This window comes from Streptomyces sp. NPDC004435 (assembly GCF_042873895.1).
In the GTDB taxonomy this organism is placed as follows: Bacteria; Actinomycetota; Actinomycetes; order Streptomycetales; family Streptomycetaceae; genus Streptomyces.
Map to the genome: position 1 here is coordinate 86,259 of NZ_JBIAMB010000002.1, position 26,882 is coordinate 113,140.

General features: G+C 74.7%; 25 protein-coding genes and 1 riboswitch. Of the genes, 11 read left to right on the top strand and 14 right to left on the bottom strand.

What is annotated here, in order from left to right; genetic code table 11:
• Positions 1–15 precede the first annotated feature (15 nt).
• From ACFYT9_RS03570 to ACFYT9_RS03585, 4 genes are all read right to left on the bottom strand, one after another.
• Positions 16–909, bottom strand: coding sequence for an alpha/beta fold hydrolase (locus ACFYT9_RS03570; RefSeq protein WP_389160695.1), 894 nt, complete (start codon positions 907–909; stop codon positions 16–18).
• Positions 910–1,045: 136 nt separating this feature from the next.
• Positions 1,046–2,437 carry a DHA2 family efflux MFS transporter permease subunit gene (locus ACFYT9_RS03575; protein ID WP_389160697.1) on the bottom strand — a complete coding sequence of 464 codons (1,392 nt, stop codon included), beginning with the start codon at positions 2,435–2,437 and terminating at the stop codon, positions 1,046–1,048.
• A 317-nt stretch (positions 2,438–2,754) separates the two neighbouring features.
• Entirely contained in the window at positions 2,755–2,970 is a 216-nt protein-coding gene (locus ACFYT9_RS03580; RefSeq protein WP_376595311.1) for a DUF6243 family protein, read from the bottom strand.
• Between the two features lie 76 nt (positions 2,971–3,046).
• A complete protein-coding gene (locus tag ACFYT9_RS03585; protein ID WP_389160699.1) occupies positions 3,047–4,111 on the bottom strand; it encodes an alpha/beta hydrolase family protein in 1,065 nt (354 codons plus the stop codon).
• Between the two features lie 134 nt (positions 4,112–4,245).
• Between ACFYT9_RS03585 and ACFYT9_RS03590 the strand changes: the two genes are divergently transcribed.
• The 3 genes from ACFYT9_RS03590 (at position 4,246) to ACFYT9_RS03600 (ending at position 6,914) form a co-directional block, all read left to right on the top strand.
• Positions 4,246–4,896 carry a GNAT family N-acetyltransferase gene (locus tag ACFYT9_RS03590; protein ID WP_389160701.1) on the top strand — a complete coding sequence of 217 codons (651 nt, stop codon included), beginning with the start codon at positions 4,246–4,248 and terminating at the stop codon, positions 4,894–4,896.
• Positions 4,893–5,927, top strand: a complete 1,035-nt coding sequence (locus ACFYT9_RS03595) for a PaaX family transcriptional regulator C-terminal domain-containing protein (RefSeq protein WP_389160702.1) — start codon at positions 4,893–4,895, stop codon at positions 5,925–5,927. The genes ACFYT9_RS03590 and ACFYT9_RS03595 overlap by 4 nt, the downstream gene beginning before the upstream one ends.
• A gap of 90 nt (positions 5,928–6,017) precedes the next feature.
• Complete coding sequence (locus ACFYT9_RS03600) at positions 6,018–6,914, top strand: NAD-dependent epimerase/dehydratase family protein (protein ID WP_376595315.1); 897 nt, start codon at positions 6,018–6,020, stop codon at positions 6,912–6,914.
• A 33-nt stretch (positions 6,915–6,947) separates the two neighbouring features.
• Here the strand turns inward: ACFYT9_RS03600 and ACFYT9_RS03605 are convergent, their stop codons facing one another.
• From ACFYT9_RS03605 to ACFYT9_RS03620, 4 genes are all read right to left on the bottom strand, one after another.
• Complete coding sequence (locus ACFYT9_RS03605; RefSeq protein WP_389161088.1) at positions 6,948–7,340, bottom strand: iron chaperone; 393 nt, start codon at positions 7,338–7,340, stop codon at positions 6,948–6,950.
• A gap of 296 nt (positions 7,341–7,636) precedes the next feature.
• A complete protein-coding gene (locus tag ACFYT9_RS03610) occupies positions 7,637–7,882 on the bottom strand; it encodes a hypothetical protein (protein ID WP_389160703.1) in 246 nt (81 codons plus the stop codon).
• Positions 7,883–7,900: 18 nt separating this feature from the next.
• Positions 7,901–8,311 carry a VOC family protein gene (locus ACFYT9_RS03615; protein ID WP_389160705.1) on the bottom strand — a complete coding sequence of 137 codons (411 nt, stop codon included), beginning with the start codon at positions 8,309–8,311 and terminating at the stop codon, positions 7,901–7,903.
• A gap of 193 nt (positions 8,312–8,504) precedes the next feature.
• Complete coding sequence (locus ACFYT9_RS03620; protein WP_389160707.1) at positions 8,505–9,032, bottom strand: hypothetical protein; 528 nt, start codon at positions 9,030–9,032, stop codon at positions 8,505–8,507.
• A gap of 164 nt (positions 9,033–9,196) precedes the next feature.
• Here ACFYT9_RS03620 and ACFYT9_RS03625 point away from each other — a divergent pair, with 164 nt between their 5' ends.
• Entirely contained in the window at positions 9,197–9,874 is a 678-nt protein-coding gene (locus ACFYT9_RS03625) for a TetR/AcrR family transcriptional regulator (protein WP_389160709.1), read from the top strand.
• Between the two features lie 44 nt (positions 9,875–9,918).
• Here ACFYT9_RS03625 and ACFYT9_RS03630 read toward each other — a convergent pair whose 3' ends face one another.
• Positions 9,919–11,262, bottom strand: coding sequence for a hypothetical protein (locus tag ACFYT9_RS03630; protein ID WP_389160711.1), 1,344 nt, complete (start codon positions 11,260–11,262; stop codon positions 9,919–9,921).
• 171 nt (positions 11,263–11,433) lie between these two features.
• On the opposite strand from ACFYT9_RS03630, the gene ACFYT9_RS03635 reads away from it, so the two are divergent.
• The gene (locus ACFYT9_RS03635; RefSeq protein WP_389160713.1) at positions 11,434–12,438 is read left to right on the top strand and encodes a D-2-hydroxyacid dehydrogenase family protein; all 1,005 of its coding nucleotides are present in this window, start codon (positions 11,434–11,436) and stop codon (positions 12,436–12,438) included.
• Positions 12,439–12,569: 131 nt separating this feature from the next.
• Here ACFYT9_RS03635 and ACFYT9_RS03640 read toward each other — a convergent pair whose 3' ends face one another.
• Both ACFYT9_RS03640 and ACFYT9_RS03645 read right to left on the bottom strand, forming a co-directional pair.
• A complete protein-coding gene (locus tag ACFYT9_RS03640; RefSeq protein ID WP_376595322.1) occupies positions 12,570–12,926 on the bottom strand; it encodes a GntR family transcriptional regulator in 357 nt (118 codons plus the stop codon).
• A 2-nt stretch (positions 12,927–12,928) separates the two neighbouring features.
• On the bottom strand, positions 12,929–13,897 hold the full coding sequence (locus ACFYT9_RS03645) for a DUF1648 domain-containing protein (protein ID WP_389160715.1): 969 nt from the start codon (positions 13,895–13,897) through the stop codon (positions 12,929–12,931).
• Positions 13,898–14,174: 277 nt separating this feature from the next.
• Here ACFYT9_RS03645 and ACFYT9_RS03650 point away from each other — a divergent pair, with 277 nt between their 5' ends.
• Positions 14,175–15,155: a S8 family peptidase gene (locus tag ACFYT9_RS03650; protein ID WP_389160717.1), complete on the top strand. Its 981-nt coding sequence runs from the start codon at positions 14,175–14,177 to the stop codon at positions 15,153–15,155.
• 102 nt (positions 15,156–15,257) lie between these two features.
• Here the strand turns inward: ACFYT9_RS03650 and ACFYT9_RS03655 are convergent, their stop codons facing one another.
• A complete protein-coding gene (locus ACFYT9_RS03655; RefSeq protein ID WP_387273609.1) occupies positions 15,258–15,698 on the bottom strand; it encodes a MarR family winged helix-turn-helix transcriptional regulator in 441 nt (146 codons plus the stop codon).
• Positions 15,699–15,790: 92 nt separating this feature from the next.
• Between ACFYT9_RS03655 and ACFYT9_RS03660 the strand changes: the two genes are divergently transcribed.
• Positions 15,791–16,138 (top strand): DoxX family protein, encoded by a 348-nt coding sequence (locus ACFYT9_RS03660; protein WP_389160718.1) that lies wholly within the window; start codon positions 15,791–15,793, stop codon positions 16,136–16,138.
• A gap of 142 nt (positions 16,139–16,280) precedes the next feature.
• Positions 16,281–17,882 carry a ribosomal protection-like ABC-F family protein gene (gene abc-f / locus ACFYT9_RS03665; protein ID WP_389160720.1) on the top strand — a complete coding sequence of 534 codons (1,602 nt, stop codon included), beginning with the start codon at positions 16,281–16,283 and terminating at the stop codon, positions 17,880–17,882.
• Between the two features lie 48 nt (positions 17,883–17,930).
• Here abc-f and cobN read toward each other — a convergent pair whose 3' ends face one another.
• Positions 17,931–21,554, bottom strand: a complete 3,624-nt coding sequence (cobN, locus tag ACFYT9_RS03670) for a cobaltochelatase subunit CobN (RefSeq protein WP_389160722.1) — start codon at positions 21,552–21,554, stop codon at positions 17,931–17,933.
• 41 nt (positions 21,555–21,595) lie between these two features.
• A riboswitch (cobalamin riboswitch) is annotated at positions 21,596–21,731 on the bottom strand.
• Between the two features lie 79 nt (positions 21,732–21,810).
• Here cobN and ACFYT9_RS03675 point away from each other — a divergent pair.
• The 3 genes from ACFYT9_RS03675 to ACFYT9_RS03685 are packed head-to-tail and all read left to right on the top strand — an operon-like array spanning position 21,811 to position 25,189.
• Entirely contained in the window at positions 21,811–23,061 is a 1,251-nt protein-coding gene (locus tag ACFYT9_RS03675) for a cobalamin biosynthesis protein CobG (RefSeq protein ID WP_389161090.1), read from the top strand.
• A 2-nt stretch (positions 23,062–23,063) separates the two neighbouring features.
• On the top strand, positions 23,064–23,699 hold the full coding sequence (locus ACFYT9_RS03680; protein ID WP_376595329.1) for a precorrin-8X methylmutase: 636 nt from the start codon (positions 23,064–23,066) through the stop codon (positions 23,697–23,699).
• A 5-nt stretch (positions 23,700–23,704) separates the two neighbouring features.
• The gene (locus ACFYT9_RS03685; RefSeq protein WP_389161092.1) at positions 23,705–25,189 is read left to right on the top strand and encodes a precorrin-2 C(20)-methyltransferase; all 1,485 of its coding nucleotides are present in this window, start codon (positions 23,705–23,707) and stop codon (positions 25,187–25,189) included.
• Between the two features lie 127 nt (positions 25,190–25,316).
• On the opposite strand, the gene ACFYT9_RS03690 is transcribed toward ACFYT9_RS03685, so the two are convergent.
• Positions 25,317–26,873: a serine hydrolase gene (locus ACFYT9_RS03690; protein WP_389160724.1), complete on the bottom strand. Its 1,557-nt coding sequence runs from the start codon at positions 26,871–26,873 to the stop codon at positions 25,317–25,319.
• Positions 26,874–26,882: the final 9 nt, after the last annotated feature.

Sequence of the window (26,882 nt, forward strand, 5' to 3'; positions counted from 1 at the left end):
GGCGCCGGGTCGCCGTCACGGGACCAGGGCGGCCGGCCTGGCGTGGCGTTCGAGGGGCGTGAGGTACGGCAGGTCGTCGAGGGGCTGATCGGTGAAGAAGCGATCCAGCAGCTCGGACATCTCCGACGGCCGTTCGAGATGGCAGAGGTGGTCGGCGCCCCGGATCAGGGTGAAGACGCATCCGTCGATGGTCGAGGCGACCTCGCGCCCGAGGTCGGGGTGGGTGAGGCTGTCGTGTTCGCCGGTGAAGACCAGCGCCGGGACGTCCCGTACACCGCCGGGCCGCAGCCCCTGCCAGTCGATGACACGGTAGGTCGAGGCGAGGTGCCGGGGGATGTCGGCCTGCGGGACCGAACCCATGGTGCGGGCGAGGACGCGGGTGACGACCGCGCGCTTGTGGACGTCCCGCTCGGCGGGGGACAGCAGGGCCGCGATGCTCGTACGGGCGTAGGCGTCGGCGTCCCCCGACTCCAGGGCCTCGGCCATCCTCCGCAGCGCGGCGCGCCGGTCCGGCGGGTAGACGGGAGCGGCGCCCACCAGTGCCAGGCGGGCGACGCGCTCGGGATGCCGCTGGGCCAGGCCGTAGGCGATCGGCATGGCGTAGGAGGCTCCGAAGAGGTTCACCCGTGCCAGCCCCAGCCGGTCCAGCAGGTCCGTCAGCGCGCCGGTGAGGAAGTCGAAGCCGTACGAGGCGGGCAGCACATCGGCCGCGCCCGATCCCGGCAGGTCCACGCTGATGACGGTCGCGGACCGGGCCCAGCGCGCTTCGAGCCGCCGAAAGGCGTACATGTCCTGGAAGGCGCCTCCGAGCACGACGACGGGATCGGTGGCGGGCGCGGCGTTCTCGACGATCCGGCACCGGTAGCCGAAGTCGTCGAAGGTGAGGCGGCGGACCCTCTCGCTGTTCATGCCCGGTCAACAGGGACGGGCGGGCATAGGTCACGCGACGTGATCATCTGACAGGGGCGCGTCGTGAGCGGATGTCAGGCCGGCAGGAGCCGTCCGGCCGTCGGCCGGCCGGCGGATGTCCGCGGCCGGGATCGCGTCAGGGCCGTCCCCCGGCCGTTACCAGGGGCGCCGGGGCCGCGGCTCGGTGGCCGGGGAGCAGCGCCGCCGCGATGACGGCGCAGAGGGCGAGGGCGGTCGTCACGCCGAAGGCCTGGGCGAAGGCCACGGCGCTGTGATCACCGCGCTGGAGCAGGACGGCGAGGGCGGCGATGCCGAAGGAGCCGCCGAGCTGCTGGAGGATGCGCGTCGTGGTGCCGGCGTCCGCGACCTGGGAGTCGTCCAGCCCCTGATAGGCACCGACCGTGACGGCGAGGGTGACGGCGCTCGTGCCGAGACCGCGGAGGAAGAGAGCGGCGCCGAGGACCGATCCCTCCCCCACCGAGGCGGCGAGGGGCCAGGTCGCGGCGGCGCTCAGCAGCAGGCCGGCCACCACGACCGGCCGAGGCCCGATCCTGTCGGTGAGCGCGCCGGCCACCCGCGCCGCCAGCGCGCCGACGCCCTGCGGCACGAGCAGGAGACCGGTGGCGACGACGCCCTTGTCGAGTACGAGCTGGCAGTACAGGGGCAGCAGGAACATCCCGCCGTACGTGGTCGCACCGCCGACGAACATCAGCACCGACGTCGCGGCGAAGGAGCGCAGCCGGAACAGGCGCAGGTCGATGAGGGGCGCGCTGCTCCGCAGGCTCCGTCCGACGAACGCGGCGAGCAGGACGGCCCCCGCCGCCGACGGCAGGAGCACCCGCCCTCCTCCCGCGCCGTCCGGGCCGCCGCACTGCGAGAGCCCGTACACGAGCGCGGTCAGGCCCGGGCAGGCGAGCATCAGCCCCACGACATCGAGGCGGGAGGCCCGCTGCCGGGGGTCCGGGGGCACGCCTCGCCGGGCGAGGAGCAGCGCGAGCCCGCAGACGGGCAGGTTGACGTAGAAGATCCAGCGCCAGTCGAGGTGCGCGAGCAGCAGCCCGCCGCACAGCGGCCCCAGGACCGGGCCGAGGAGGGCCGGCAGCGAGACGACGGCGACGAGCCGTCCGACCTGTCGGCCGCGGGCGGCCCTGACGACGATGGTCTGGAGGGCGGGCATCATCAGCCCGCCTCCGGCCCCCTGCACGCCCCTGAACGCGACCAGCGACCCGATGCTCCAGGCGCAGGCGCACAGCAGCGAGCCGACGGAGAACAGGACCAGCGCGCCCAGCCAGACCCGCCGCGTCCCGAACCGGTCACCGGCCCAGCCGCTCACCGGGATGACCATCGCGAACGCCAGCAGGTAGGCGGTGCTGACCCATTGCACGGTCGTCGTCGGGACGCCGAGGTCGGCGGCGAGGGCGTCGACCGCGACGGAGAGGATCGTGCTGTCGAGCAGCGGCGCGAAGGCGCCCACGGCGAGAACGCCGCACAGCCGGAGCAGGGCGGGATCCAGGCGTTCCCTCGGCATGCGGTCCCCTCGGTCGACACGGATGCGCTCCGGTCCACGCAGGAAGGGGAGGGCGGGGCGCCCACCGCGGAATGCCGTGGGCGGCCCGCCCCCGCGGCGACCGCCGGGGCGCCCCGCCCCGCGGCGACCGCCCGCCGATGCCGTGGAAGGGAGGCGCCCCGACAACGATCAGGCGACCGATGCCGTCACGGCCGCCCACCCCGGTGCACACGCCGGATCCCGGTCCGAGGCCGGCTCATGGGAGTTCTTGGCGCGGGTTCGGTTCCCGTCGTCCGCTCTCGCACGAAGGCCCTGGTCGGTGACCAGGGCCTTCGGTGTCAGTTCTGGGTGGTGCCGGTGTCCGGACGCTCGGGGGCGGCGGTCGTGCCGGTCTTCTCGCGCATCTTGCGGACCAGCTCCGCCTTGCGGTCGGCGGCGCCCTGGCGGTCGAGGTTGCGGTGGGGGCCGTTGTTCTGGCGCTCGGCGCGGGACTGCTTCTTGCGCTGGCCGCCGCCCTGGCCCACGGGGTTGTTGATGTTCTTGCTGTCGGTCACGGGTGCTCCCGGTCGTGGAGGTGGGGATCCGCGGATGCGGCGTTCGAGGACGCCGGCGGGAGGCCGTCACGCGCTCTCATCCGTAAGTATCCACGTCGGCGAGGAAGCGCCGCTGGTCGGACAGGAAGCCGGCGGCGAAGAGGGAGCGCGGCGCCCACAGGGCGGTCAGGGTGAGGCGCAGCGGGTCGGTCTCGACCTCGTGCCTGAGCAGGGCGTGGGTGGCGTCGGGGTAGTGGGCGACGCGCAGGTGGGGCGCGGGGAGCAGGCGGCGGTAGGCGGACTCGGTCTCGGCGGTGTCCACGTTCACGTCGTGGCCGGCGAGCACCAGCAGGACGGGGAGGCCGCGCAGGGCCGGAAGGCCGGCGGTCGCGTCGGCGGTGTGGTTCCTGGAGACGAACCGCCAGCGGGCGGCCGTCATGCCCTGGGGGTCCCCGACCGCCCGCACGTACTCGGCGTGGCCGGCACCCCTTTCGAGCAGCTCCAGAACGGTCTCGCGGCGGCGCAGGGCAGCGGCGACCTCCGCGTCCGACGCGCCGTCACGGCGCAGTTCGGAGAGGAGGTGGTAGCGGCCCTGCCGGTGCCAGTTGACGGCGGGTGAGACGGCGACGGCGAAGCGGATCCGGCCGTCTCTCGCGGCGATCGCGGGCAGGACCCAGCCCGCCTGGCTGGCGCCCCACAGGCCGATCCGGTCGGCGTCGACGTCCGGCCGCTGCCGGGCCCAGGCGATCGCGTCGACGGCCTCGCGCGCGCGGTCCTCCATGGTCTGGTCGAGCCAGTCGCCCGGCGCGCCGGCCACGCCCGGTTTGCTCCAGGAGAGCGAGGCGTACCCGGCCCGGGCGAAGGACTCCCACATCGGCCGGTAGAAGCCGTCGTGCGTGGCGTCGACCGGGCCGTCCCCGTGGACGAACACCACCAGGGGGAAGGGCCCCTCCCCCTCCTCGGGCAGCGCCAGCACACCGTGCAGGGTCCGCCCGCCGTGCCGCACGGTCACCGTCTCCTCCCGCAGGTCGTAGCTGTTCTGCCAGACCACGACCCCGCCGAGGCCGGCCGCGACCAGCGCGAGCGCCGCCAGGGTCGTGAGCACGGTCCGCACGACCCGACGACGGCGGGTCGGGGTCCTGCGTCGCGGTCTCGTCGACATCTGCCCCTCCAGGGACGGGAACGGACGAACGAAAAACTAACGCATGTGAAACGCTCGTTTCTCTTTCGACCGTACCTAGTTCGTACGTAGAATGCGAGGGCGGGACGGAAGCACGCGAGCACCGAGGAGGAGTCATGGACGCGGCGATCGTCATCAGGCGCGGCGTACCGCCCGGCGCCGAGGAGCGGGTGGCCGGGCTGTACTGGGAGGCCTTCGGCCGCAAGCTCGGGGCCGCCCTGGGCCCGGCCGAGCGGGGCCGCGCCTTCCTCGCCCGCCACCTCCACCACGACCGCGCGGTCGTCGCGCTCGCCCCCGGCGGCGGGCACGTCGTGGGCGTGGCCGGCTACCGGCTCGGGAAACGGGGCCTCACCGGCGGCGGCGCGCGCGACGTGCTCGCCGGCTACGGGCCGCTCCGCGGTCTGCCGCGGCTCGCCCTGCTGGCACTGCTCGAACGCACCCCGGGGCCGGGGGAGCTCGTCATGGACGGCATCGCCGTCGACCCCGCCCGCCGCGGCACGGGCATCGGGAGCCTGCTGCTGACGGAGATCGCCGCCGTCGCCGCCGAGCACGGCTGCGCGCGGATCCGCCTGGACGTCATCGACGTCAACCCGCGCGCCCGCGCCCTGTACGAGCGCCACGGCTTCACCGCCGTACGCACCGAACGGACGCCGTACCTCCGGGACCTGATGGGCTTCGGCGCCGTCACGACGATGCGTCGCACCGTCCCGGACCGACCGGCCGGCCCGCCCGGCCCGCCCGACGAGACCTTGGAGCCACAGCGATGACCAGCGAGCCCGTGGACGCCCACGCGGCGGAGCCCGCCACCCCCGGGATCGACACCCGCGGGATCGAAACCCGCGAGATCGACACCCCCGGGATCGACACCCCCGAGATCGGTACCCGGACCCTGGTCCTCGCCCTCGTCCGCGAGGACGGCACCGTCGACGCCGGCGAGCTGTACTCCGTCGCCGAAGCCCTCGGCATGACCGACCAGCAGGTCCGGCTCTGCCTCAAACGACTCGTCGCCGAGGGCCGGTTCACCCAGGACGGGCGAGGGCGCAAGGCGGTGCTGCGCGCCACCGCCGACGCGACCGGCGCGATCGCACCGGACGTGGAGTACGTCCGCCACGCCTATCGGCAGGACCAGGGGCTGGCCCCCTGGGACGGGACCTGGCACCTGTTCGCCTTCGCCATCCCCGAGACCGCGCGGCAGGCCCGCGACACCCTGCGCGACACCCTCCTGCACCTCGGCGCGGCCCCCCTCCAGGGCGGGCTCTACGTCAGCGCCAACGCCATCGGCGAGATCGTGGAGGCCCATGCCCGCCGGCTGGGCGTCCTGGCCTCCCTCACCAGCTTCACCAGCCGCGACCTGCGGGTCGGGGACGAGACGGACCCGGCCCGGCTGGCCGCCCTGCTCTGGCCGCTCCAGCGGGTGGCGGAGCGTCACGAGGCCCTCGCCGCCCTCGCCTCGACCCGCCTGACCCGCCTGAACCGTCCGACCGGCCCGACCAGGCCGTCCGGCCCGACCAGGCCGTCCGGGGCGGACCGGCCCACGGACACCGAGCGTCTGACGTACGCGATCGAGCTGGCGGCCGCCTTCACCACCGCCATGGAACCCGACCCCCTGCTGCCCCCCGAACTGCTCCCCCAGCCCTGGCCCGGCAGCCGCGCCCGCGCCCTGGCCGCGGAGTGCTGGGACGCCCTCGGGGCCGGTGGGGATGAGGCCGGGGGTAGGGGCGAGGGCGGGCAGGATCCCGGGCGGCCGCGCCTGTTCCGGCTGTACGACGACGCCATCCCCACCCCCGGCGCCATGTGACGGGGATCACCGCGCTTCGCCGGGGGTGGGCTGTCACGGAACGGGCGGCTCGGCAACCTTCTCTGTAAAGCCAACTGGAGGTTGTCGACCATGAGGATCCTGCTCGCCGGTGCCACCGGCGCCATCGGCCGGCCGTTGACCCGGGCTCTGGTCCGGGACGGGCACGAGGTGCTGGCCCTGGCCCGTTCGGACGGTTCGGCGGAGGCGGTACGCGCGCTGGGCGCGTCGCCCGTGCGGGCGGACGCGCTCGACCGGGAGGGCCTGCTGCGGGCACTGGACGGGATGTCCGCCGACGCGGTGGTCCATCAGCTGACGGCGCTCAAGGCACCGAAGCTGAGGCTCACCGCGGACGACCCGAGCAACGTGCTGCGGGAGCGCGGCACGGCGCACCTGCTGGAGGCGGCGGGGGTGCTCGGCGCGGCCCGTTTCGTCACGCAGTCGCTCGTCCTGGGGTACGGCTACCGCGACCACGGGGAGCGGCCGGTGACCGAGGAGGACCCGTTCGGCGTCCGGAGCGGCACGGTCGCGGACCATGTGATCACGGGCCTGGTCGAGGCGGAGGGCCGGCTGTTCGCCGCGGACCACGTGGCGGGTACGGCGCTGCGGTACGGCGTCTTCTACGGTCCCGGCACCTGGTTCGACCCGACGCCCGGCAGCCGCCCCTTCCCCGTGCCGAGGAACGGCGGCGGGACGATGTCGTGGGTCCACGTCGAGGACGCGGCCGAGGCGACGGTCGCGGCGCTGGAGCGGGGCCGGGCGGGCGAGGCGTACAACATCGTCGACGACCGGCCGTCGACCTGGGGCGAGCTGGCCGCCGCCCGCGGCTCCCGCCTCCGCCTGCCGGGCGGGCTGCTCCGGCTCGCCGTGCCCTACCTCGGCGCCCTCATGCTCGACACCCATCTCCGCGTCTCGCACGCGAAGGCCACCCGCGAGCTCGCCTGGACCCCCCGGTACGCGGACCACCGCGCGGGGATGCGGGCGCGGTGAGCCGCACTCCCGGGCATCCCTTCGGTCCGGGCCTCAGGCGGTGGCCTTCTCGATGAGGGCCTCGATGCGGGACGCGACGGCGGGGGTGAGCGCGGTGAGGGCGAAGGAGGTGGGCCACATGTCGCCGTCGTCGAGGGCGGCGGCGTCGTTGAAGCCGAGGGTGGCGTAGCGGGCCTTGAACTTGCCTGCGCCCTGGAAGAAGAGGACGACCTTGCCGTCCTTGGCGTAGGCGGGCATGCCGTACCAGGTCTTGGCCGTGAGGTCCGGGGCGACCTTCTTGACCAGGGCGTGGATCCCCTCGGCCAGGACGCGGTCCTCGTCGGGCATCTCGGCGACCTTGGCGAGGAGGTCGGCCTCGCCGTCGGCCGCCTTGGCGCGGGAGGTGCGGGCCTTGCCGGCCTTCAGCTCCTTCGCCCGCTCCTTCATCGCCTCCCGCTCGTCCTCGGTGAAGCCGTCGTAGGACTTGGCGGACTTGGCGGTCGCCGCGGTCTTGGTGGTCCTGGCAGTCGTCGCGGTCTTGGCCGTCGCCGCGGTCTTGGTGGTCGTCGCGCTCTTGGTGGTCCTGGTCGCCATGGCGGTCGCTCTTCCCCTCGTCGTGGGCGTTCCCGGCGTGTCCGTACCGGTCTTCCCGGTGCTGTTCCCAGGCTAGGTTCCGGGGTTTCCGGGTGCTTCTCCGAAACTGACCGGACGGGTGGCCCGGGCGGGCCGGGCGTCGTCGCCCGTCACGCGTCCGTCCGCCCCCGGGTGGCGCGGAGCGTGGTGACGAAGGCGTACGGGGTGGTGCCGTACGCCCGGGTGAACGTGCGGTGCAGGGTCTCCGCGGTGAGGCCCGCCGTCCGGGCGAGGGCCGGTACGTCGAGCGGGCGGGTGTACTCGCGGTCGATGCGGTCGCGGATCCCGCGCAGGTCCTTCAGCGCCCGGAGGCGTACCGCCTCGGTGCGGGCCGCGGCCCAAGCGGGTCGGCACATGTCGGTCCCCCCGGGGATTCAGCCGAGTTCCTGGACGCGGATCAGGTTGCCGGCCGGGTCCCGGAAGGCGCAGTCGCGGACGCCGTAGGGCTGGCGGGTCGGTTCCTGGACGACTTCGGTGCCGCCCGCTGCGACCTTCTCGAAGACGGCGTCGAGGTCGGGAGCGGCGAGGAGGATCCAGCCGTACGTGCCCTTGGCCATCATCTCGGTGATGGTGCGGCGCTCGTCCTCCGTGATGCCCGGGTCGACGGCCGGCGGGGCGAGCAGGATCGAGGTGCCGGGCTGTCCGGCGGGGCCGACGGTGATCCAGCGCATCCTCCCCTGGCCGACGTCGCCGCGGACCTCGAAGCCGAGGACGTCACGGAAGAAGGCGAGGGAGGCGTCGGGGTCCTCGTGCGGGAGGACGGTGGTGTGGATGGTGAGTTCCATACGGATCACGGTAGTTGGCGGGGTCCGGGCCCGCTTCTCGAATCCTGACCGGGCCTGGGCGGGCCTGGGCGGGCCTGGGCGGGCCTGGGCGGGCCTGGGCGGGCCTGGGCGGGCCTGGGCGGGCCTGGGCGGGCCTGGCCTTACCGGGTCTGGCCGAGGCGCGTGGACACCGGTGGAGGGGCGGGCGGAGGGGTCAGACCAGGGTGATCGCCGTGACGGCGAGCGCGGAGCCGGCGAAGACGAACGCGTGCCGGACGTTCTGCAGGGTGCGGGTCCAGGCCGGGAAGGCGCCCTCGGCGGCCTTGAGGAAGGCGGGGACGTCGATCCGGACCAGCTCGGGGTCGCCCTTGCGGCGGAACGCGGCGGTGACGGACTTCGCGGCGCCGAGCTGGCTGTGCAGGATCGCGACGTTCGCGAGGAAGGCGATCGAGGAGAAGACCCAGGTCAGCGTGGTTCCCCAGGAGTTGCCCGCCAGGTTGAGCGCGGCGACGGCGAGGTTGACGGCGGCGAAGGAGCCCGGGGCCCACCACTCGTGGCCGCTCGCGTCGAAGCGGAGGCCGTTCTCGTCCAGGACCTCGGGGCGGACGCCCTGCCGCTTCAGTTCGGTGACGGCCGCGGCCTTGGCGGCGGGGCCGAAGCGGTGGCGCAGGAGGGGGATGCTCAGGAAGGCGAGGGCGACGGCGATCTGGGCGACGGCGGCGATGACGGCGGGCGTGTTCATGGGGGTGTCCTCGGTCTCTGCTCCAGGGCCACTTGCACTTAGTTCAAGTGGCGACATCGGAACCATAGAGGCGAACTTGAACTAAGTGCAAGCCTCTTCCCGAACCATGTGCCGATCGATTTGAACTAAGTGCAACGCGCGCTCGGGTGACCTATCGTGAACGCATGCCCCGCCCCGCCCTCACCCGCGACCAGATCGTCACCACCGCCGTCGAACTCCTCGACAAGGACGGTCTGGAAGGACTCAACATGCGCGCCCTCGGGCAGCGCCTGAACTCCGCCGCCACCGCCGTCTACTGGCACGTCAAGAACAAGGACGACCTGGTCGCCCTCGCCGGTGACCGCGTCTGGGCCGAGATCCGGCTGCCCGACCTCGCCGCCGTCGACTGGCGCACCGCCGCCACCGCCATGGCCGACGACCTGCACGCGGTGTTCACCCGCCACCCGTGGCTCGTGCAGGCCCTCAGCACGTACCTCTTCCACGGCGAGGCCAAGGCCCGGCACGACGACCACAGCCTCGCCGTCTACGAGGCGGCGGGCTTCGCCGGCGGCGCCGCCGACCGGGCCGCCGCCGCCGTGTTCACGTACGTCCTCGGCAACGCGTCCGGCGCCTCCGCCACGGCCGCCCTCACCCGCCGGATCCAGCGGGAGGGCCGCGACCCCGAGGAGGTCTTCGCGGCGACGATGAAGGAGGCCGCCGCGGCGGCCGCCGGACTCCCCCGCCTCATGAGCCGTATCGAGGCCATGGACACGGCCGCCGCCGCGTACGCCGAGGCGCCCGACGACACCTTCGCGTTCGGGCTCTCGGCGCTCCTCGACGGCCTGGCCGCGCGGCTGCCCTGAAGGGTTGCGCAGAAGGCTCAGTTCGGGGCGTTCTGCAACACCCGCTAGACCCCGCCCTCCGCGCCGGTTCCTCCGCCCCCGCCGGTGTCCCCGGCCGCGCCGGCCTTCTCGTCCTCGCCCTCCCCCAGGAAGTCCGTCACCGCCAGGGCGAAGAGGAGGGCCAGGGCCAGGCCGATCACGACCCAGCCGGTCGGGTGCGGCCAGAGGACGAAGGCGAGTGCGGCGCCCGCCACCAGGATCCACGCGATCCAGGTGCGGTAGCGGCGGACGAACCCGCCGACCGGACCCAGCCGCATCCCCGCGCGGTCCGCCGTCGAGCGGGTGGCGGCGATGCCCGAGTGCCACAGCCCGCGGACCAGGACGGCCGGGCGGCTCGGCCCGGAGAGCCAGGCGGCCAGTGCGACGAGGACGCCGAGCACGGCGCAGACCCGGACCGAGGTGCGCAGGAAGCGGACGAGGGTGTCGTAGACCGAACCCGCCGCCGCCGGGGAGACCGAGGCGGGCAGCGCGTTGAGGTAGACGGTACGGAAGACGGTCAGGGCGATCCCGAGGACGAGGGCCGCCAGCGCGAAGCCCAGGGCCGCGGCGACCAGCGCCCGGCGCCTGCGCACCGCCAGCAGGACTCCGCCGGCCACGCACAGCACCGCGATCACCGGCAGCCACAGACCCAGGGACTGGAGCAGCGCGAAGCCGGTCTTCGCCTTCCCGATGTCGTCGGAGCGCAGGACCGTGAAGTCGGTGTGGATCTCGGGGATGTTGGAGGCGACCGTGAGGCCGCCGTCGATGAGACGTTCCTTCACCCGCTCGATGACGGGCGCCAGGTCGATCGTCACGCTGTCCGTCTCGATCTTCACCGCCCCGTCCTCGTCGCCGGTCAGGGCCCGGTCGAGGGAGGTGTGGATGGCCCGGTTGGCATCGGTCCAGATCGTCTCGAAGGCCGGGGAGGCGACGACGTCCTGCGCCCGGTCGTGGACGAAGCTGGAGAGCGCGCTCTCCAGGGAACCGCCGAGCTTCCCGAGCGCCTTCTCGACCAGCGGCCGCTCGTCGGGGGCCACGCCTTCGAGGAGCGCGGGCAGGTCGACGTGCTCCATCACGGCGCCGGTCACCCGGTTCGCGACCGCGGCCTGCACGTCCGGGTCGGAGGCGAGCGGGGTCACGGTCTGCACGTACCGGTCGGTGTCGCCGAGGATGTCCGCGGTCCAGGCGGCGACCAGGCCCAGCGGCACGAGCACGCAGCCGAGGATCACGAGCAGCCCGGAGAAGAAGGAGCGGAGGCGGTGGTGCTCCCGCCGGGGCGCGGGTCCCGCGGACGTCGCCTCCAGCGCCGCCACCCGCGCCCGCAGGGCGGTCAGTTCGTCGTCGTCGGCCCCGCCGGCTGGTACTCCCATGGGGCCAATGTGGGGGCGGGTCGGGGGTCCCGCGCGCCGGGCGGGTCCGGACGGGTGATCCCCCCGGGTCGTCGCGCGAGGGCGGCGCGCTGTTCCCGGGGTCGTCGTGCGAGGGCGTCGCGCTGTTCCCGGGGGTCGTCGTACCCGATCGCGGTGGGCGATCATGCCCGTATGACGCCGCCCACGCCTCCCGCCTCGCCCGCTCCGGCCCCGCTGCCGCGCTGTGCCGTGCTCGACGACTACCAGGGCGCGGCCCTCTCCTCCGCCGACTGGAGTCCGCTCCACGGGCGGGTGGAGACCCGGGTGCTGCGCGAGCACCTGACGGACCGGGACGCGCTCGTCGCCGCCGTCGGCGACTGCGAGATCCTGGTGGTCATGCGGGAGCGGACGCCGCTCGACGCCGCCCTGCTCGACCGGCTCCCCCGGCTGCGACTGGTCGTCACCTCGGGGATGCGGAACGCCTCGATCGACCTGGCGGCCTGCCGGGAGCGCGGGATCACCGTCTGCGGCACGGCCAGCGGCTCCGAGCCGCCCGCCGAGCTCACATGGGCGCTGATCCTGGGGCTCGTCCGGCACGTCACGACCGAGGCGCGCGCGGTGCGCGAGGGCGGCCCCTGGCAGTCGACGGTCGGCGGCGACCTGGCCGGCCGCACCCTGGGCCTGCTGGGCCTGGGGAAGATCGGCGCCCGGGTCGCCGCCGTCGGCCGCGCCTTCGGCATGGACGTCCTCGCCTGGAGCCCGAACCTGACGGAGGAGCGGGTCGCCGCGCACGGCGGGGGCGTCCGGCTGGCGAAGGACAAGGCCGAGCTGTTCGCCGACAGCGACGTGGTCTCCCTGCACCTGGTGCTCTCCGACCGCACCCGCGCCATCGTCGGCGAGCCGGAGCTGCGGGCGATGCGTCCGGGCGCGTATCTGGTGAACACCTCGCGGGCCGGGCTCGTGAACGGTACGGCGCTGCTGCGGGCGCTGCGCGAGCGCTGGTTCGCCGGGGCGGGGCTCGACGTGTACGAGACCGAGCCGCTGCCGGCCGGCGACCCGCTGCGTACCCTCCCGAACGTGCTCGCCCTCCCCCACCTCGGCTACGTCTCCGAGGCGAACTACGCCCGCTACTTCGGGCAGGCGGTCGAGGACGTCGAGGCGTACCTGGCGGGTGCGCCGGTGCGCGTACTGGAGTAGCGGCGGGTACGGGGGCCGGTCCGCCCGCCGGAGGGGGCGGCGCGTACGAGGTCCCCTGCCGGAGGGGCGGCTCGCGCGAGGGCCCGGTCCCCTGCCGGGGGCCGGCGCGGGGGCCGCCGCGGGCGGGGCGGCTACCGGAGTCCCGCGCGGGCCAGGTCGAGGAACTCCTCGTCGGTCAGGCCCAGTTCGCGGGCCTCTGCGGCGGCCTCGCGGAGCCGGGTGAGGAGGCGGGCGCGGTCGGGGGCGGTGGCGCCGGGGACGATGAGGGCGCCGCGGCCGCGCCGGAGCTCGATGAGGCCCTCCTCGCGGAGCCGCTGGTAGCCGCGGAGGACGGTGTGGACGTTGACGCCGAGGGAGTCGGCGAGTTCCCGGGCGGCCGGGAGCCGCTCGCCGGGCGCGGCGGTGCCGTCGGCGAGGGCGCCCCGGACGCAGGCGGCGATCTGGTCGCCGAGCGGGACGGAGGAGGCGGGGTCGACACGGAAGAGCACGGTCAGAGCCTTCCACGGCGTTCGACGAGGGTGTTGAGGAGGGCGGCGGCGGTCCGGGCGTCGGGCACGGTGACGGCGAACTCGCGCCCGTTGCCCCGCCGGACCACGAGGGCCTCGCCGGAGCGGAGGATCACTCCGGTGCGGTGGGCGCGGACCCGGTAGCCCCAGCCGCCGAACTCGCGGAGCGCGGCGACCTCGCGGGCGTCGGCGCCGGCGATGTCGGCGAGCGGCAGGTGGACGCGGGGGCGGGGGGCGAGCGTCGAGCGGACGGTGAGGCCGTGCCGGTCGACGTTGACGCGGACGCGGGCCAGGGCCAGGCCGGGGAGGCCGACGAGGACGCCGAGCAGGAGCAGCGGCCAGGGTCCGAGGAGCGCGGCGACGGCGCCGCCGGCGACGAGGAGCAGGCCGAGCGCGGTGAGCGGGGCGGAGGCGGTGGCGCGGGACCAGCCGGCGACCTCGCCGGCGCCGAGGTCGAGGCGGGGCGCTTCGGGGTCGGGGCGGCCGGTGCCGTCGGACTCCTCCTCCGGGACGAGCCGGGAGAGGGCGTGTCCCGCGAGGGCGAGGGCGGCTCCCGCGCCGGCCGCGACGGCGAGGTGGGAGAGCGGCGAGACGACCCGGGCGGGGTCGGCCGCGTCGAGGTTGTCGCCGACGACGAGGCAGAGCAGCGTGCCGAGCAGACCGGCGGTCAGCCAGGCGCCCCACAGCGCGTTCCGCTGCGCGAAGACGGCCCAGCCGGCGCCGAGGGCGAGCAGCAGCGCGGTACCGACGAGGGCGAAGGCGGCCCGGCCGGTGTAGCCGTCGGCCTGGCCTCCGGTGGAGAAGTGGGTGGCGAGCGGGTCGGGCAGCCGGTCGGACCAGACGGCGAGGAGCAGCAGGTACGCGGCGACGGCGAGCAGGAACGGGAGCGCGGCGAGCGCGCGGAGCCTGGCCGGGGCGCGGAACGCGGCGGCGGCGGTCGGAGCAGTGGTCATGAAAACCTCCCTTGTTCGCACTCTACTAGAACAATGAGAGTTGAGGCAGGCCCCGACGGCCTCCGCTCCCGGACGAGGGCCGACCCTGACCGCCCTCGCTCCGGACGAGGGCCGACCCCGACCGCCTCGCTCCGGAGGAGGGCAGAACCGCCCACCGGTTCGCCTCCCGACCAGGTCGGGCCGCCGCCTCCACTCCGGATGCGAGGCCGAACGGGCGGTTGTTGAATGGGCGAATTAGCCGCACATGCTGACGTATGCCGTCGATTGGGGAGTCTTCATGCGCCGTCGGTCCGCCGCCGCCCTCACCGCTCTGACCGCCCTCACCGCCGCGCTCGCCACCGGCTGCGGCAGTGACGACGAGCCCGACCCCCTGCGGAGCCAGCAGTGGGCCATCGACGCGCTGAAGCTGCCCGACGCCTGGGGCACGGCGAAGGGGGAGGACACGGTCATCGCCGTCGTCGACTCCGGCGTGGACCCCGGCCATCCGGACCTCAAGGGGCGGCTGGTGGACGGCTACGACTTCGTGGACGGCGACGACGACCCGAAGGACCTCAACGGGCACGGCACGCATGTCGCCGGCATCGCCGCCGCCCACACCGACAACGGCGTGGGCATCGCGGGCGGCGCGCGCGGCGCCAGGATCATGCCGGTGCGCGTGCTGGGCGCCGACGGCAGCGGCAGCGACGCGAACATCACCAAGGGGATCGTCTGGGCCGCGCAGAACGGCGCCGACGTCATCAACCTCTCCCTCGGTGAGTCAGGGCTGATGGCCCGGCTGCTCAAGGGCGGCGTGCTCAACGAGGCGATCTCGGTGGCGAACGGCAAGGGCGCGGTCGTGGTCGCCGCGGCCGGCAACGACTCGACCCTGCTCCAGCCCTACGAGGTGGACACCCCGGTCCTCGTCGTCAACGCCGCCGACCGGAACGGACAGCCGGCCGACTTCACCAACTTCGGCGCGCAGGACGCGGTGGCGGCGCCCGGCGTGGACATCCTCTCCACCCTGCCGACCTACACGGCGAAGGAGACCCTGAAGAACACCACGGGGTACGGGAAGCTCTCCGGCACCTCGATGGCCTCGCCCTACGTCTCCGCGGTGGCCGCCCTCCTGCACCAGCAGGGGCTGAGCCCGGCCGAGATCATGCGGACGATCCGCGACACGGCGGTGAACCCGGCGAACAACCTGAAGCTGGGACTCGGCAACGTGGACGCGTCCGCCGCCGTGCGGGCGGCGGGGAAGACCGCGGCCGGGGACAAGTAGCCACGGCAGAAGGGCCGGTGAGGGCCGGCGGGCGTGACCTCCCGCCGGATACGGCGGCGTATGAGCGGTGCGGCGTCCTGCCGGATGGGGCGGGGGTGGCGTCTACTCGCCGCACTCGTGGGCGGACGGGTCGACGACGACGCGGTCCAGGAGGCCGCGGAGGAGGGTCTTCTCGGCCTCGGTGAGGTCGGCGAAGAGCTCGCGCTCGGCCTCGCCGACGGCCTGGTCGATGCGGTCGAGGGCGGCCGCGCCCGCCGGGGTGATCTCGACGATGTGGCGGCGCCGGTCGGCCGGGTCACGGCGGCGCTCGGCCAGCCCGTCGGACTCCAACTCGTTCAGGATCGCGACCAGTTGACTGGGGTCGACCTCCATCGCGGCGGCCAGCTCGCGCTGGCTCATCGGCGCGGGGGCGAGGCGCATGAGGGTCATCGCGTTGCGCGGGTGCAGCCCGGCGACACCGAGGGCGGAGCGGATGCGCGCGCTCGTCAGCTCCCCCCGGAAGGAGAGGAGGAAACCGAGCCGGTCGGTCGGGTGGGCTGCCATGCCGTCCACCGTAGCAACAACTCTATTGTGGAGCGAGATAAATCGTTGTTACTCTTCAATGGTTTTCGTCATCGGACCATTGGAGCACCACCATGTTCATCGGCTACGCCGTCCTCGCCGTCCTGCTGGCCCTCGCCCTGTCGGCCTCCGCCTTCATGACCTTCACCCGCAACCCGGCGGTCGCGGGGAACATGACGAAGCTGGGAGTGCCGGAGGGCTGGCTGCCCTGGCTGGGCACGGCGAAGGTCGCCGGCGCCCTCGGCCTGCTCGCCGGGCTCGCGGTCCCGGCGCTCGGCGCGGCCGCCGCCGTGGGCCTGGTCCTCTACTTCGCCGGCGCGGTCGTCACCCACCTGCGGGCGAAGGACTACGAGCTGGCGCCGGCGCTGGTCCTGACCGCCCTCCCCGCGATCGCGCTGGTGCTGCGCATAGCCGCCTCCTGAGCCCTTCACCCCCCTCCAAGACGAGACGAGACGATTCGTCTTGTCATATCGCTCGCCATGCCGTACGGTCGAACACATCGAGAACGCGAGACGGAACGTCTCGCGAATCGTTCCGAAGTCCCCTACGGTCAGGAGACCGCCCTTGTTCCGTGCACAACTCACCGAGGTCACCAAGCGCTACGACGACCGGTACGTCCACCACCGGACCGTCCTCGACCGCGTCTCCCTCACCGTCCGTCCCGGCGAGCGCCTCGGCGTCGTCGGTGACAACGGCTCCGGGAAGTCCACCCTGCTCCGGCTCCTCGCCGGCCTCGAAAGCGCCGACAACGGCACCGTGGCCGTCGACGCCCCCGGCGGCCTCGGTCATCTCGCCCAGACCCTCGACCTCCCCGCGACCGCGACCGTCGGCGACGCCGTCGACCACGCGCTGGCGGAGATACGGGAGCTGGAGCGGGAGATCCGCGAGGCGGAGGCCGTCCTCACCCCGGCCGGCCTCGACCGGTACGCCGCACTGCTCGCCGCCTACGAGGCGCGCGGCGGCGCCGGGGCCGAGCGCCGCGTGGCGACCGTGCTCCGCCGGCTCGGCGAGACCGCGCCGCTCGACCGGGACCGGACGCTGGGCACGCTCTCCGGCGGGCAGCGGGCCCGGCTCGCGCTGGCCGGCGTCCTCGCCGCCGACCCCGAGCTGCTGCTGCTCGACGAGCCGACCAACGACCTCGACGACGAGGCCGTGGCCTGGCTGGAGGAGCGGCTCCGCACCCACCGGGGCACCGTCGTGGCCGTCTCGCACGACCGCGCCTTCCTCGACCGGGTCGCCACCTCCGTCCTGGAGGTCGACGAGGACCGGCACACCCTGCGCCGCTACGGCGACGGCTACGCCGGCTACCTCGCCGGGCGCGCCGCCGAACGGGCCCGCCGGGTCCGGGAGCACGAGGAGTGGAAGGACGAGCTGGCCCGCCACCGGGCCCTCGCGGACAGCAACATCGACCGCTTCTCGGCGATCCCCCGCAAGGCCCCCGCCGCCTTCAGCGGTGCCGGCGCCTTCCGGGCCCGGTCACGGGCGCACGGGGCGATGAGCAGGATCCGCTCCGCCCGCGAGCGGCTGGCCCGGCTCACCGAGCACCCGGTGCCGCCGCCGCCCGAGCCGCTGCGCTTCCGCGCGGACCTGGCGGAGGCGGGCGAGGGCGCGGCCGTGGAGCTGACCGGGGCCGGGGTCGAGGGGCGGCTCTCGCCGGTCACCCTGCGCCTGGAGCCGGGCGAGCGGCTGCTCGTCACCGGGCCCAACGGCGCGGGGAAGACGACCCTCCTCAGGGTCCTGGCGGGTGAACTCGCCCCGGACGCGGGCACCGTGCGCGCGCCGCGCCGGACCGGGCTGCTCCGCCAGGACACGGCGTCGCCGACCGATCCCCGGACGGTCGGCGAAGCGTTCGGCGAGGGCCGCGAGGACGAGCTGCTCGCCCTCGGGCTGTTCGCCGCCCGGGACCTGAGCACCCCGGTGCGTCTGCTGTCGGTGGGCCAGCGCCGCAAGCTGGAGCTGGCCCGGCTCGTGACGGCGCCGGCCGACCTGCTCCTCCTCGACGAGCCGACCAACCACCTGGCCCCGGGCCTCGTGGAGGAGATCGAGGCCGCGCTCGCCGGCTACCGGGGCACGCTGGTGATCGTCAGCCACGACCGCCGGCTCCGGCAGGGCTTCCCGGGCCGGCGCCTCGAACTGGCCCCGGCCCGGGCCCTGATGACGATCTAGACGGAGCGGACGATCGGGGTGGTCGGGGCGACCGGGGCGAGGGGCGAACTACTCGTCGTCCCCGGCGCCTTCGAGGTCGCCCTCCGTCTCCAGGAACACCTGGCGCAGGGCGGCCAGGGTCTCCGGGTCCGGCTTCTCCCACATGCCGCGCGACTCGGCCTCCAGGAGGCGCTCCGCGATGCCGTGCAGGGCCCAGGGGTTGGCCTCCTTGAGGAAGGCCTGGTTCGTCTCGTCGAGGACGTACTCCTGGGTGAGCTTGTCGTACATCCAGTCGGCGACGACGCCGGTCGTGGCGTCGTAGCCGAAGAGGTAGTCGACGGTCGCGGCCAGCTCGAAGGCGCCCTTGTAGCCGTGGCGGCGCATCGCCTCGATCCAGCGCGGGTTGACCACCCGGGCGCGGAAGACCCGGGAGGTCTCCTCCACCAGGGTCCGGGTGCGGACGGTCTCCGGGCGGGTCGAGTCGCCGATGTACGCCTCGGGGGCGGTGCCGCGCAGCGCGCGGACGGTCGCCACCATGCCGCCGTGGTACTGGAAGTAGTCGTCCGAGTCGGCGATGTCGTGCTCGCGGGTGTCGGTGTTCTTCGCCGCCACCGCGATCCGCTTGTACGCGGTCTCCATCTCGTCGCGCGCCGGGCGGCCTTCGAGCCCGCGGCCGTACGCGTACCCGCCCCACACCGTGTACACCTCGGCGAGGTCGGCGTCGGTGCGCCAGTCCCGGGAGTCGATCAGCTGGAGGATGCCGGCGCCGTAGGTGCCGGGCCGGGAGCCGAAGATGCGGGTGGTGGCCCGGCGCTCGTCGCCGTGCTCGGCCAGGTCGGCCTGGGCGTGGGCGCGGACGTGGTTGGACTCGGCGGGCTCGTCGAGCCCCGCGACCAGCCGGACGGCGTCGTCGAGGAGGCCGATGACGTGCGGGAACGCGTCCCGGAAGAAGCCGGAGATGCGCAGGGTGACGTCGATGCGCGGGCGGCCCAGCTCCTCCAGGGGGATCGGCTCCAGGCCGTTGACGCGGCGGGACGCCTCGTCCCACAGCGGGCGGACGCCGAGCAGGGCCAGCGCCTCGGCGACGTCGTCGCCGGCGGTGCGCATGGCGCTGGTGCCCCACAGGGAGAGGCCGACCGAGGTGGGCCACTCGCCGTTGTCGGTGCGGTACCGCTCCAGGAGGGAGTCGGCGAGCGCCTGGCCGGTCTCCCAGGCGAGCCGGGACGGCACGGCCTTCGGGTCGACGGAGTAGAAGTTCCGGCCGGTCGGCAGCACGTTGACCAGGCCGCGCAGCGGGGAGCCGGACGGGCCGGCCGGGACGAAGCCGCCGTTCAGGGCGTGCACGGCGTGGCCCAGCTCGTCGGTGGTGGCGGCGAGGCGCGGCACGACCTGCTCGCAGGCGAAGCGGAGCACGGCCTGGACCTCAGGGCCGTGGTCGCCGGCGACCGCCGGGACCGCGTCCAGGGACCAGCCGGCGGCCTCCATCGCCTCGACCAGCTCGCGGGCCTTCGCCTCCGCCTCGTCGGCGGTGGTCCGGGTCGCGGCGGACTCGTCCAGGCCGAGGGCCTCGCGCAGGCCGGGCAGGGCCTGCGTGCCGCCCCAGATCTGGCGGGCGCGCAGGATGGAGAGGACCAGGTTGACCCGGGCCTCGCCCTCCGGGGCGCCGCCGAGGACGTGCAGGCCGTCGCGGATCTGGGCGTCCTTGACCTCGCACAGCCAGCCGTCGACGTGCAGCAGGAAGTCGTCGAAGCCGTCGTCGTCGGGCCGCTCCGCCATGCCGAGGTCGTGGTCGAGCTTGGCGGCCTGGATCAGGGTCCAGATCTGGGCGCGGATCGCGGGCAGCTTCGCCGGGTCCATGGAGGAGATCTGCGCGTACTCGTCGAGCAGCTGCTCCAGGCGCGCGATGTCCCCGTACGAGTCGGCGCGGGCCATCGGCGGCACGAGGTGGTCGACGAGGGTGGCGTGGACGCGCCGCTTGGCCTGGGTGCCCTCGCCCGGGTCGTTGACGAGGAACGGGTAGACGAGCGGCAGGTCGCCGAGGGCCGCGTCGGGGCCGCAGGCGGCGGAGAGGCCGGCGTTCTTGCCGGGCAGCCACTCCAGGTTGCCGTGCTTGCCGAGGTGGACCATGGCGTCGGCGCCGAAGCCGCCGTCCTCCGCGCGGGCCGCGATCCAGCGGTAGGCGGCGAGGTAGTGGTGGGACGGCGGGAGGTCCGGGTCGTGGTAGATCGCGATCGGGTTCTCGCCGAAGCCGCGCGGCGGCTGGATGAGGACGAGGAGGTTCCCGCGGCGGAGCGCGGCGAGGACGATGTCGCCCTCCGGGTTCCGGGACCGGTCGAGGAACATCTCGCCGGGGGCCGGTCCCCAGTGCTCCTCGACCTGCTCGCGCAGCTCGGCGGGGAGTTCGGCGTACCAGCGCTTGTAGTCGGCGGCCGGGATGCGGACCGGGTTCTTCGCCAGCTGCTCCTCGGTGAGCCACTCCTGGTCGTGGCCGCCGGCCTCGATCAGGGCGTAGATCAGCTCGTCGCCGTCGCCGGAGACGAGGCCGGGCAGCTCGGCCTCGGGGCCGAAGTCGTACCCCTCGGCGATCAGCCGGCGCAGCAGGGCGACGGCGGAGGCGGGGGTGTCGAGGCCGACGGCGTTGCCGATGCGGGAGTGCTTGGTCGGGTACGCGGAGAGGACGAGCGCGAGCTTCTTCTCGGCGTTCGGGATGTGCCGCAGGCGGGCGTGGCGGACGGCGATGCCGGCCACGCGGGCGGCCCGCTCGGCGTCGGCGACGTAGGCGGGCAGGCCGTCGGCGTCGATCTCCTTGAAGGAGAAGGGGACGGTGATGAGGCGGCCGTCGAACTCGGGGACGGCGACCTGGCTGGCCGCGTCGAGCGGCGACAGGCCCTCGTCGTTCTCCTCCCAGGCGGAGCGGGAGCCGGTGAGGCACAGCGCCTGGAGCACCGGCACGTCGAGCGAGGCGAGCGCGCCCGCGTCCCACGCCTCCTCGTCGCCGCCGGCCTGGGCGGCGGCCGGCTTGGTGCCGCCGGCGGCGAGGACGGTGGTGACGACGGCGTCGGCGCCGCGCAGGACGGCGAGCAGCTCCTCCTCGGGGGCGCGCAGGGAGGCCACGTACAGCGGGAGGGGGCGGGCCCCGGCGTCCTCGATCGCGTCGCAGAGGGCGCCGACGAAGGCGGTGTTCCCGCTCATGTGGTGGGCGCGGTAGTAGAGCACGGCGATCGTCGGGCCGGTCACGTCCTTCGCGGCGCGCTCCAGCGGGCCCCAGGTGGGGGCGGCGGCCGGGGCCTCGAAGCCGTGGCCGGTGAGGAGCACGGTGTCGGAGAGGAAGCGGGCCAGCTGCTCCAGGTTGGCGGGGCCGCCGTGGGCGAGGTAGGCGTGGGCCTCGGTGGCGACGCCGATCGGCACGGTGGAGGCGGCCATCAGCTGGGCGTCGGGGGCCTGTTCGCCGCTGAGGACGACGACCGGCTTTCCGGTGGCGAGGACCGCGTCGAGGCCCTCCTGCCAGGAGCGGACGCCGCCGAGGAGGCGGACGACGACCAGCTCGGCGCCGTCGAGGAGACCGGGGAGGTCGCCGAGCGGGAGCCGGGAGGGGTTGGCGAAGCGGTACGCGACCGGGCCCTCGGGCGCGGCGGCGTTCGCCGCCCGGGCGCTGAGCAGGTCGGTGTCGGAGTGCGACAGCAGCAGGAGCATGGCGAGGCTCAGGCCCTTCCTCGGGGTTGTCCGCGCCCCGGGTGGTCGTATGGACGGCGGGGGAGTTCCTGACTCACCCGGGCCGTCGCCGGCTCGGGCTCACAGTGGCGGGACCGCGCCGGATTCTCACCGGGCTTCCTCCCCGGGGTCCTGGGACCCCATGCCGCTCTGCATAGTAGATCGTGGTCTCCGGGAGCCGGAGGGGGCCGGGAAGTCGGCCGGATCACACTCGGTGGCGGCCCGTTCTCGCGTGGGTATGCTCGCCGCCATGCCGCCGACCCCACCCAGTCCGCCCGAAGCGGGCGAACTTCGCATACGGGACCGAGGCGACGCGTGCCCGGGGGCGCTCCGGCTGCACGCCGCCGCCGACGGTTTCCTCGCCCGACTCCGGCTCCCCGCCGGGCGGTTGACGAGGCATCAGCTCACGGTCCTGGCCGGCGCGGCCGAGGAGCTCGGTGACGGCGGCCTCTCCGTCACCTCCCGCGGCAACGCCGAGCTGCGCGGGCTGACCGAGGACTGCGGCGGCCGGCTCGCCGCGCTCCTCGACGAGGCGGGACTGCTGCCCTCCCCCACCCACGAGCGGGTCCGGAACATCGTCGCCTCCCCCGCCGCCGGACTCGACGGACTCGGCCACGCCGACGTGCAGTTGTGGGCCCGGGCCCTGGACGCGGCGCTCTGCGCGGAGCCCCGCGCGGCGGCCCTCTCCGGCCGCTTCCTCTTCGTCCTCGACGACGGACGCGGCGACGTCACCGGCCTCGGCGGCGATGTGACCTTGGTCGCAGCACCGGACGGCGCCGCGCTCCTCACGGCCGGCTCCCGGACCTTCCGGCTGCCCGCCGCCGACGCCGTGCCCGCCGCGCTCGCCTGCGCCCTCGCCTTCCTCGACGCCGCCGACGCGGCCGGCACCGGCGCGTGGCGCCCGCGCGAGCTCCCGCCCGGGCACCTCCCGGACTGGGCCGGCGCCCTGGCCCGCGCGGGGATCACCGCGGAGCCCGTACCCCCCTTCACTCCCCCGACGGCGCCGCCGCCCGCACCCGGCCCGCTCGGTGACCACGCCCTGCACGTCCTCGCCCCCCTCGGCCGGCTGACCGCCGCCCGGCTGCGGGCGCTCGGCGAGGGCGCGGCCGAGGTGCGGCTCACCCCGTGGCGCGGGGTGGTCGTGGTCCTGGCCGCCCCGCCGGCGGTATCCGGCCGGCTCGCCGCGCTCGGCGCCCTCGGCCTGATCACCGATCCCACCGACCCGGGCACCGGCGTCACCGCCTGCACCGGGACGCCCGGCTGCGCCAAGTCCCTCGCCGACGTGCGGGCGGAGGCGGCGCGCGCGCCCGGCGGGCCGCTGCCCGTGCACTACTCCGGCTGCGAGCGCCGCTGCGGACACCCGCACGGCCTGCGGATCGAGGTCACGGCCCGGGACTCCGACACCTATCTGCTGGACGGCACCCCCGTCCCCCGTACCGCCCTGGCCCAGGCCGTCGCGGCGGCCCGCACGAGATCGAATGAGAGCTGAGGATGTACGAGTACGAGAAAGACGGCGCCGAGATCTACCGCCGCTCCTTCGCCACGATCCGCGCCGAGGCGGACCTCGCCGCCCTGCCCGCCGACGTCGCCACCGTCGTCGTCCGCATGATCCACGCCTGCGGCATGACCGACCTCGTCCGGGACGTCGCCTACTCCCCCGGGGTCGTCTCCCGCGCCCGCGCCGCCCTCCAGGCCGGCGCCCCCATCCTCTGCGACGCCCAGATGGTCGCCTCCGGCGTCACCCGCAAGCGGCTGCCCGCCGACAACGAGGTGCTCTGCGCGCTGTCCGACCCGGCCGTCCCCGCGCTCGCCGCCGAGCTGGGCACCACCCGCTCCGCCGCCGCCCTCGAACTCTGGCGCGACCGCCTCGAAGGCTCCGTCGTCGCCATCGGCAACGCCCCCACCGCCCTCTTCCACCTCCTGGAGATGATCGCGAAGGGCGCGCCGAAGCCCGCCGCCGTCCTCGGCATCCCCGTCGGCTTCATCGGCGCCGCCGAGTCCAAGGACGCCCTCGCCGCCAACGACCTCGGCCTCGACCACCTCGTGGTCCGCGGCCGGCGCGGCGGCAGCGCCATCACCGCCGCCGCCCTCAACGCCCTCGCGCACGAACCGGAGATCCAGCAGTGAACGCAGTGAAGGGCAAGCTGTACGGGGTCGGCCTCGGCCCCGGCGACCCCGACCTCCTCACCCTCGCCGCCGTGAAGGCCATCGCCGCGGCCGACGTCGTCGCCTACCACTCGGCCCGGCACGGGCGCTCGATAGCGCGCTCCATCGCCGCGCCCCACCTGCGCGAGGACCACGTCGAGGAGCGGCTGATGTACCCGCTCACCGTCGAGACCACCGACCACCCCGGCGGCTACCGGGGCGCCCTCGACGACTTCTACGAGGAGGCCGCGGCCCGGCTCGCCGCCCACCTCGACGCGGGCCGCACGGTCGCCGTCCTCGCCGAGGGCGACCCGCTCTTCTACGGCTCCTACCAGCACATGCACAAGCGGCTCGCGCACCGCTACGACACCACCGTCATCCCCGGCGTCACCTCCGTCAGCGCCGCCGCCGCCCGCCTCGGCGAGCCGCTGTGCGAGGCCGAGGAGGTCCTGACGATCGTCCCCGGCACCCTCCCCGAGGACGAGCTGACGGCCCGCCTCGCCGGCACGGACTCGGCCGTCGTCATGAAGCTCGGCCGCACCTTCCCCGCCGTACGGCGCGCCCTGGAGCGGGCGGGCCGTCTCGACGACGCCCGGTACGTGGAGCGGGCTTTCATGGCGGGCGAGCGGACCGAGCGCCTCGCCGACGTCGACCCGGAGTCCGTCCCCTACTTCTCCGTCGCCGTCCTCCCCTCCCGCGTCGACCGCGAGAACCCGGTCCGCGAGCGGGGCGAGGTCACCGTCGTCGGCACCGGACCGGCCGGCGCGCCCTGGCTGACCCCCGAGTCGCGCGGCGCGCTCGTCAACGCCGACGTGCTCGTCGGCTACACCACCTACCTCGACCGGGTCCCGGTCCTCCGCCCCGGCCAGATCCGGCACGGCTCCGACAACAAGGTCGAGTCCGAGCGGGCCGAGTTCGCCCTCGACCTGGCCCGGCGCGGCCACAAGGTCGCGGTCGTCTCCGGCGGCGACCCCGGCGTCTTCGCCATGGCCACCGCCGTCCTGGAGGTCGCCTGCGAGCCGGAGTACGCGGACGTCCCCGTACGGGTCCTCCCCGGGGTGACCGCCGCCAACGCCGCCGCCGCGGCGGCCGGCGCGCCCCTCGGCCACGACTACGCGACGATCTCGCTCTCCGACCGGCTCAAGCCCTGGGAGGTGATCGCGGCCCGCCTCCGCGCCGCCGCCGAGGCCGACCTCGTCCTCGCCCTCTACAACCCCGGCTCCCGGTCCCGCACCCACCAGGTGGCCGCCGCCCGCGACCTCCTCCTGGAGCTCCGCTCCCCCGACACCCCGGTCGTCGTCGCCCGCGACGTCGGCGGCGCGGAGCAGTCGGTGCGCGTGGTCACCCTGAAGACCCTGGAGCCCTCCGAGGTCGACATGCGGACCCTGCTGCTCATCGGCTCCTCGCAGACGAGAGCGGTCGAACGCGGCGACGGCCGCACGATCGCGTGGACACCGCGCCGGTACGGCTGACGGGGCGGCGGTGCGGCTGACGAGGCGGCGGTACGGCTGACGGGCGCCGCCGCCGCGGGTGACGGCGCCGCCCACGGGTGAAGGCGCCGTCGCCGGCGGGTGAAGGCGCTAGCCGCGGGTGAAGGCGCTAGCCGCGGGTGAAGGTGCCGAGTCCTTCGCCGTCCAGGTACTCGACGGTGAGGGACTTCCCGTCCGCGGCGAAGGTGACGCCGGTGCGGCCGACGGCGTTCTCGCCGCGCGTCTCGAAGCTGAAGACGTCGCCGTCGTAGTGGGTGAGGCGGTACGACTGGGGCTCCGGCCCCAGGCGGAGGACCAGGCCGCCGTCCTCCTCCACCACCCGCGCGGCGCCGTAGTAGTCACTGCGGTACGTGCCCGTGTAGGCGTCCGCGTCCCGCGCGGGCGCGGCGCCGGACGGCGGGCGGGCGTAGTCGGTGTCCGAGCGGCCCTCGTCCTCCTGCTGCTGGTAGATCGCGTCGACCAGCGGAATCCAGTCCCGGGTGATGTCGCCGGTCTCCGCGATGTCGAAGAAGTCGAGCGCGACGGCGTCGGCGACGCCGACCGGCGCGGCGTTGGTGAGGACGACGATGCCGAGCCGCTCGCCGGGCAGCATCGTCACGTTGGTGTGCGCGCCCTCCGCGAAGGCGCCCGTGTGGGAGAGCCGGAGCCGGCCGGCGTCGTCGTAGTTCACGTTCCAGCCGAGGCCGTAGAAGCCGGTGCGGGCGGCCGGGGCGCTCGGCGGGTTCGAGACCGCCTCGGGCCAGTGGGTGCGCTCCAGGGCGTCGGCGGCGATGATCCGCTCGCCGTCGAGCTCGCCGTTCGCGAGCTGGAGCCGCAGCCAGACCGCCATGTCGCGGGCGGTGGAGCTGACCCCGCCGGCCGGGGACTGCGCGTCCGGGTCCCGGACGAACTCCGCCTTCCACGTGTCGCCGTCCTTCACATGGCCCCAGGCCCGGTCCTCCGCCTTCGCGAAGTCCTCGAAGCGGGAGCTGGTCGCGTCCATGCCGGCCGGCTCGTAGAGGACGTCCTCGGCGAGCTTCTCCCACGGCACGCCCTTCTCGTCGGCGACGGCCTGCGCGGCCGCCGTCAGGCCGAAGTTGGTGTACGCGTAGCTGGCGCGGAACGGCGCCAGGGGCTCGTACCGCAGGTGGGAGAGGATGTACTCGCGGTCGTAGCCGAGGTCTTCGAGCAGGTCGCCGGCGTGGTCCGGAAGCCCGCTGCGGTGCGAGAAGAGGTCCGCGACGGTCACGTGCCCGGTGACCCACGGGTCCTTGAGGCGGAAGCCCGGCACGTGCGGCGCGACCGGCTGCGACCAGCCCTCGACGCCGACGGCGCCGGCGACGACGGTGGAGGCGATCGGCTTGGAGACGGAGGCCAGCTGGAAGACGGTGTCGGCGTCGACGGCGGCGCTCTCGCCCTCCTTCCGCACCCCGTACCCCTTCAGGTGCAGCACCTTCCCGTCGTGGACGACGGCGACGGCCACGCCCGGCACCCCGGTGCGCTCCATGGCCGCCTCGACCACCCCGTCCAGCCGGTCGACGGCCCGCCGCACGTCGGCGGTGTCGAGCTCGGGCGGGGGCTGGTTCGGCGGAGGCGTGGGAGTCGGGCCCGGGGTCGGCGCGGTCGCTCCGAGGAGCGCCGCCAGCCCCGCCGCGACAAGCCAGCGAACGGTAGCCACGCCTTCCATTGAACGCCG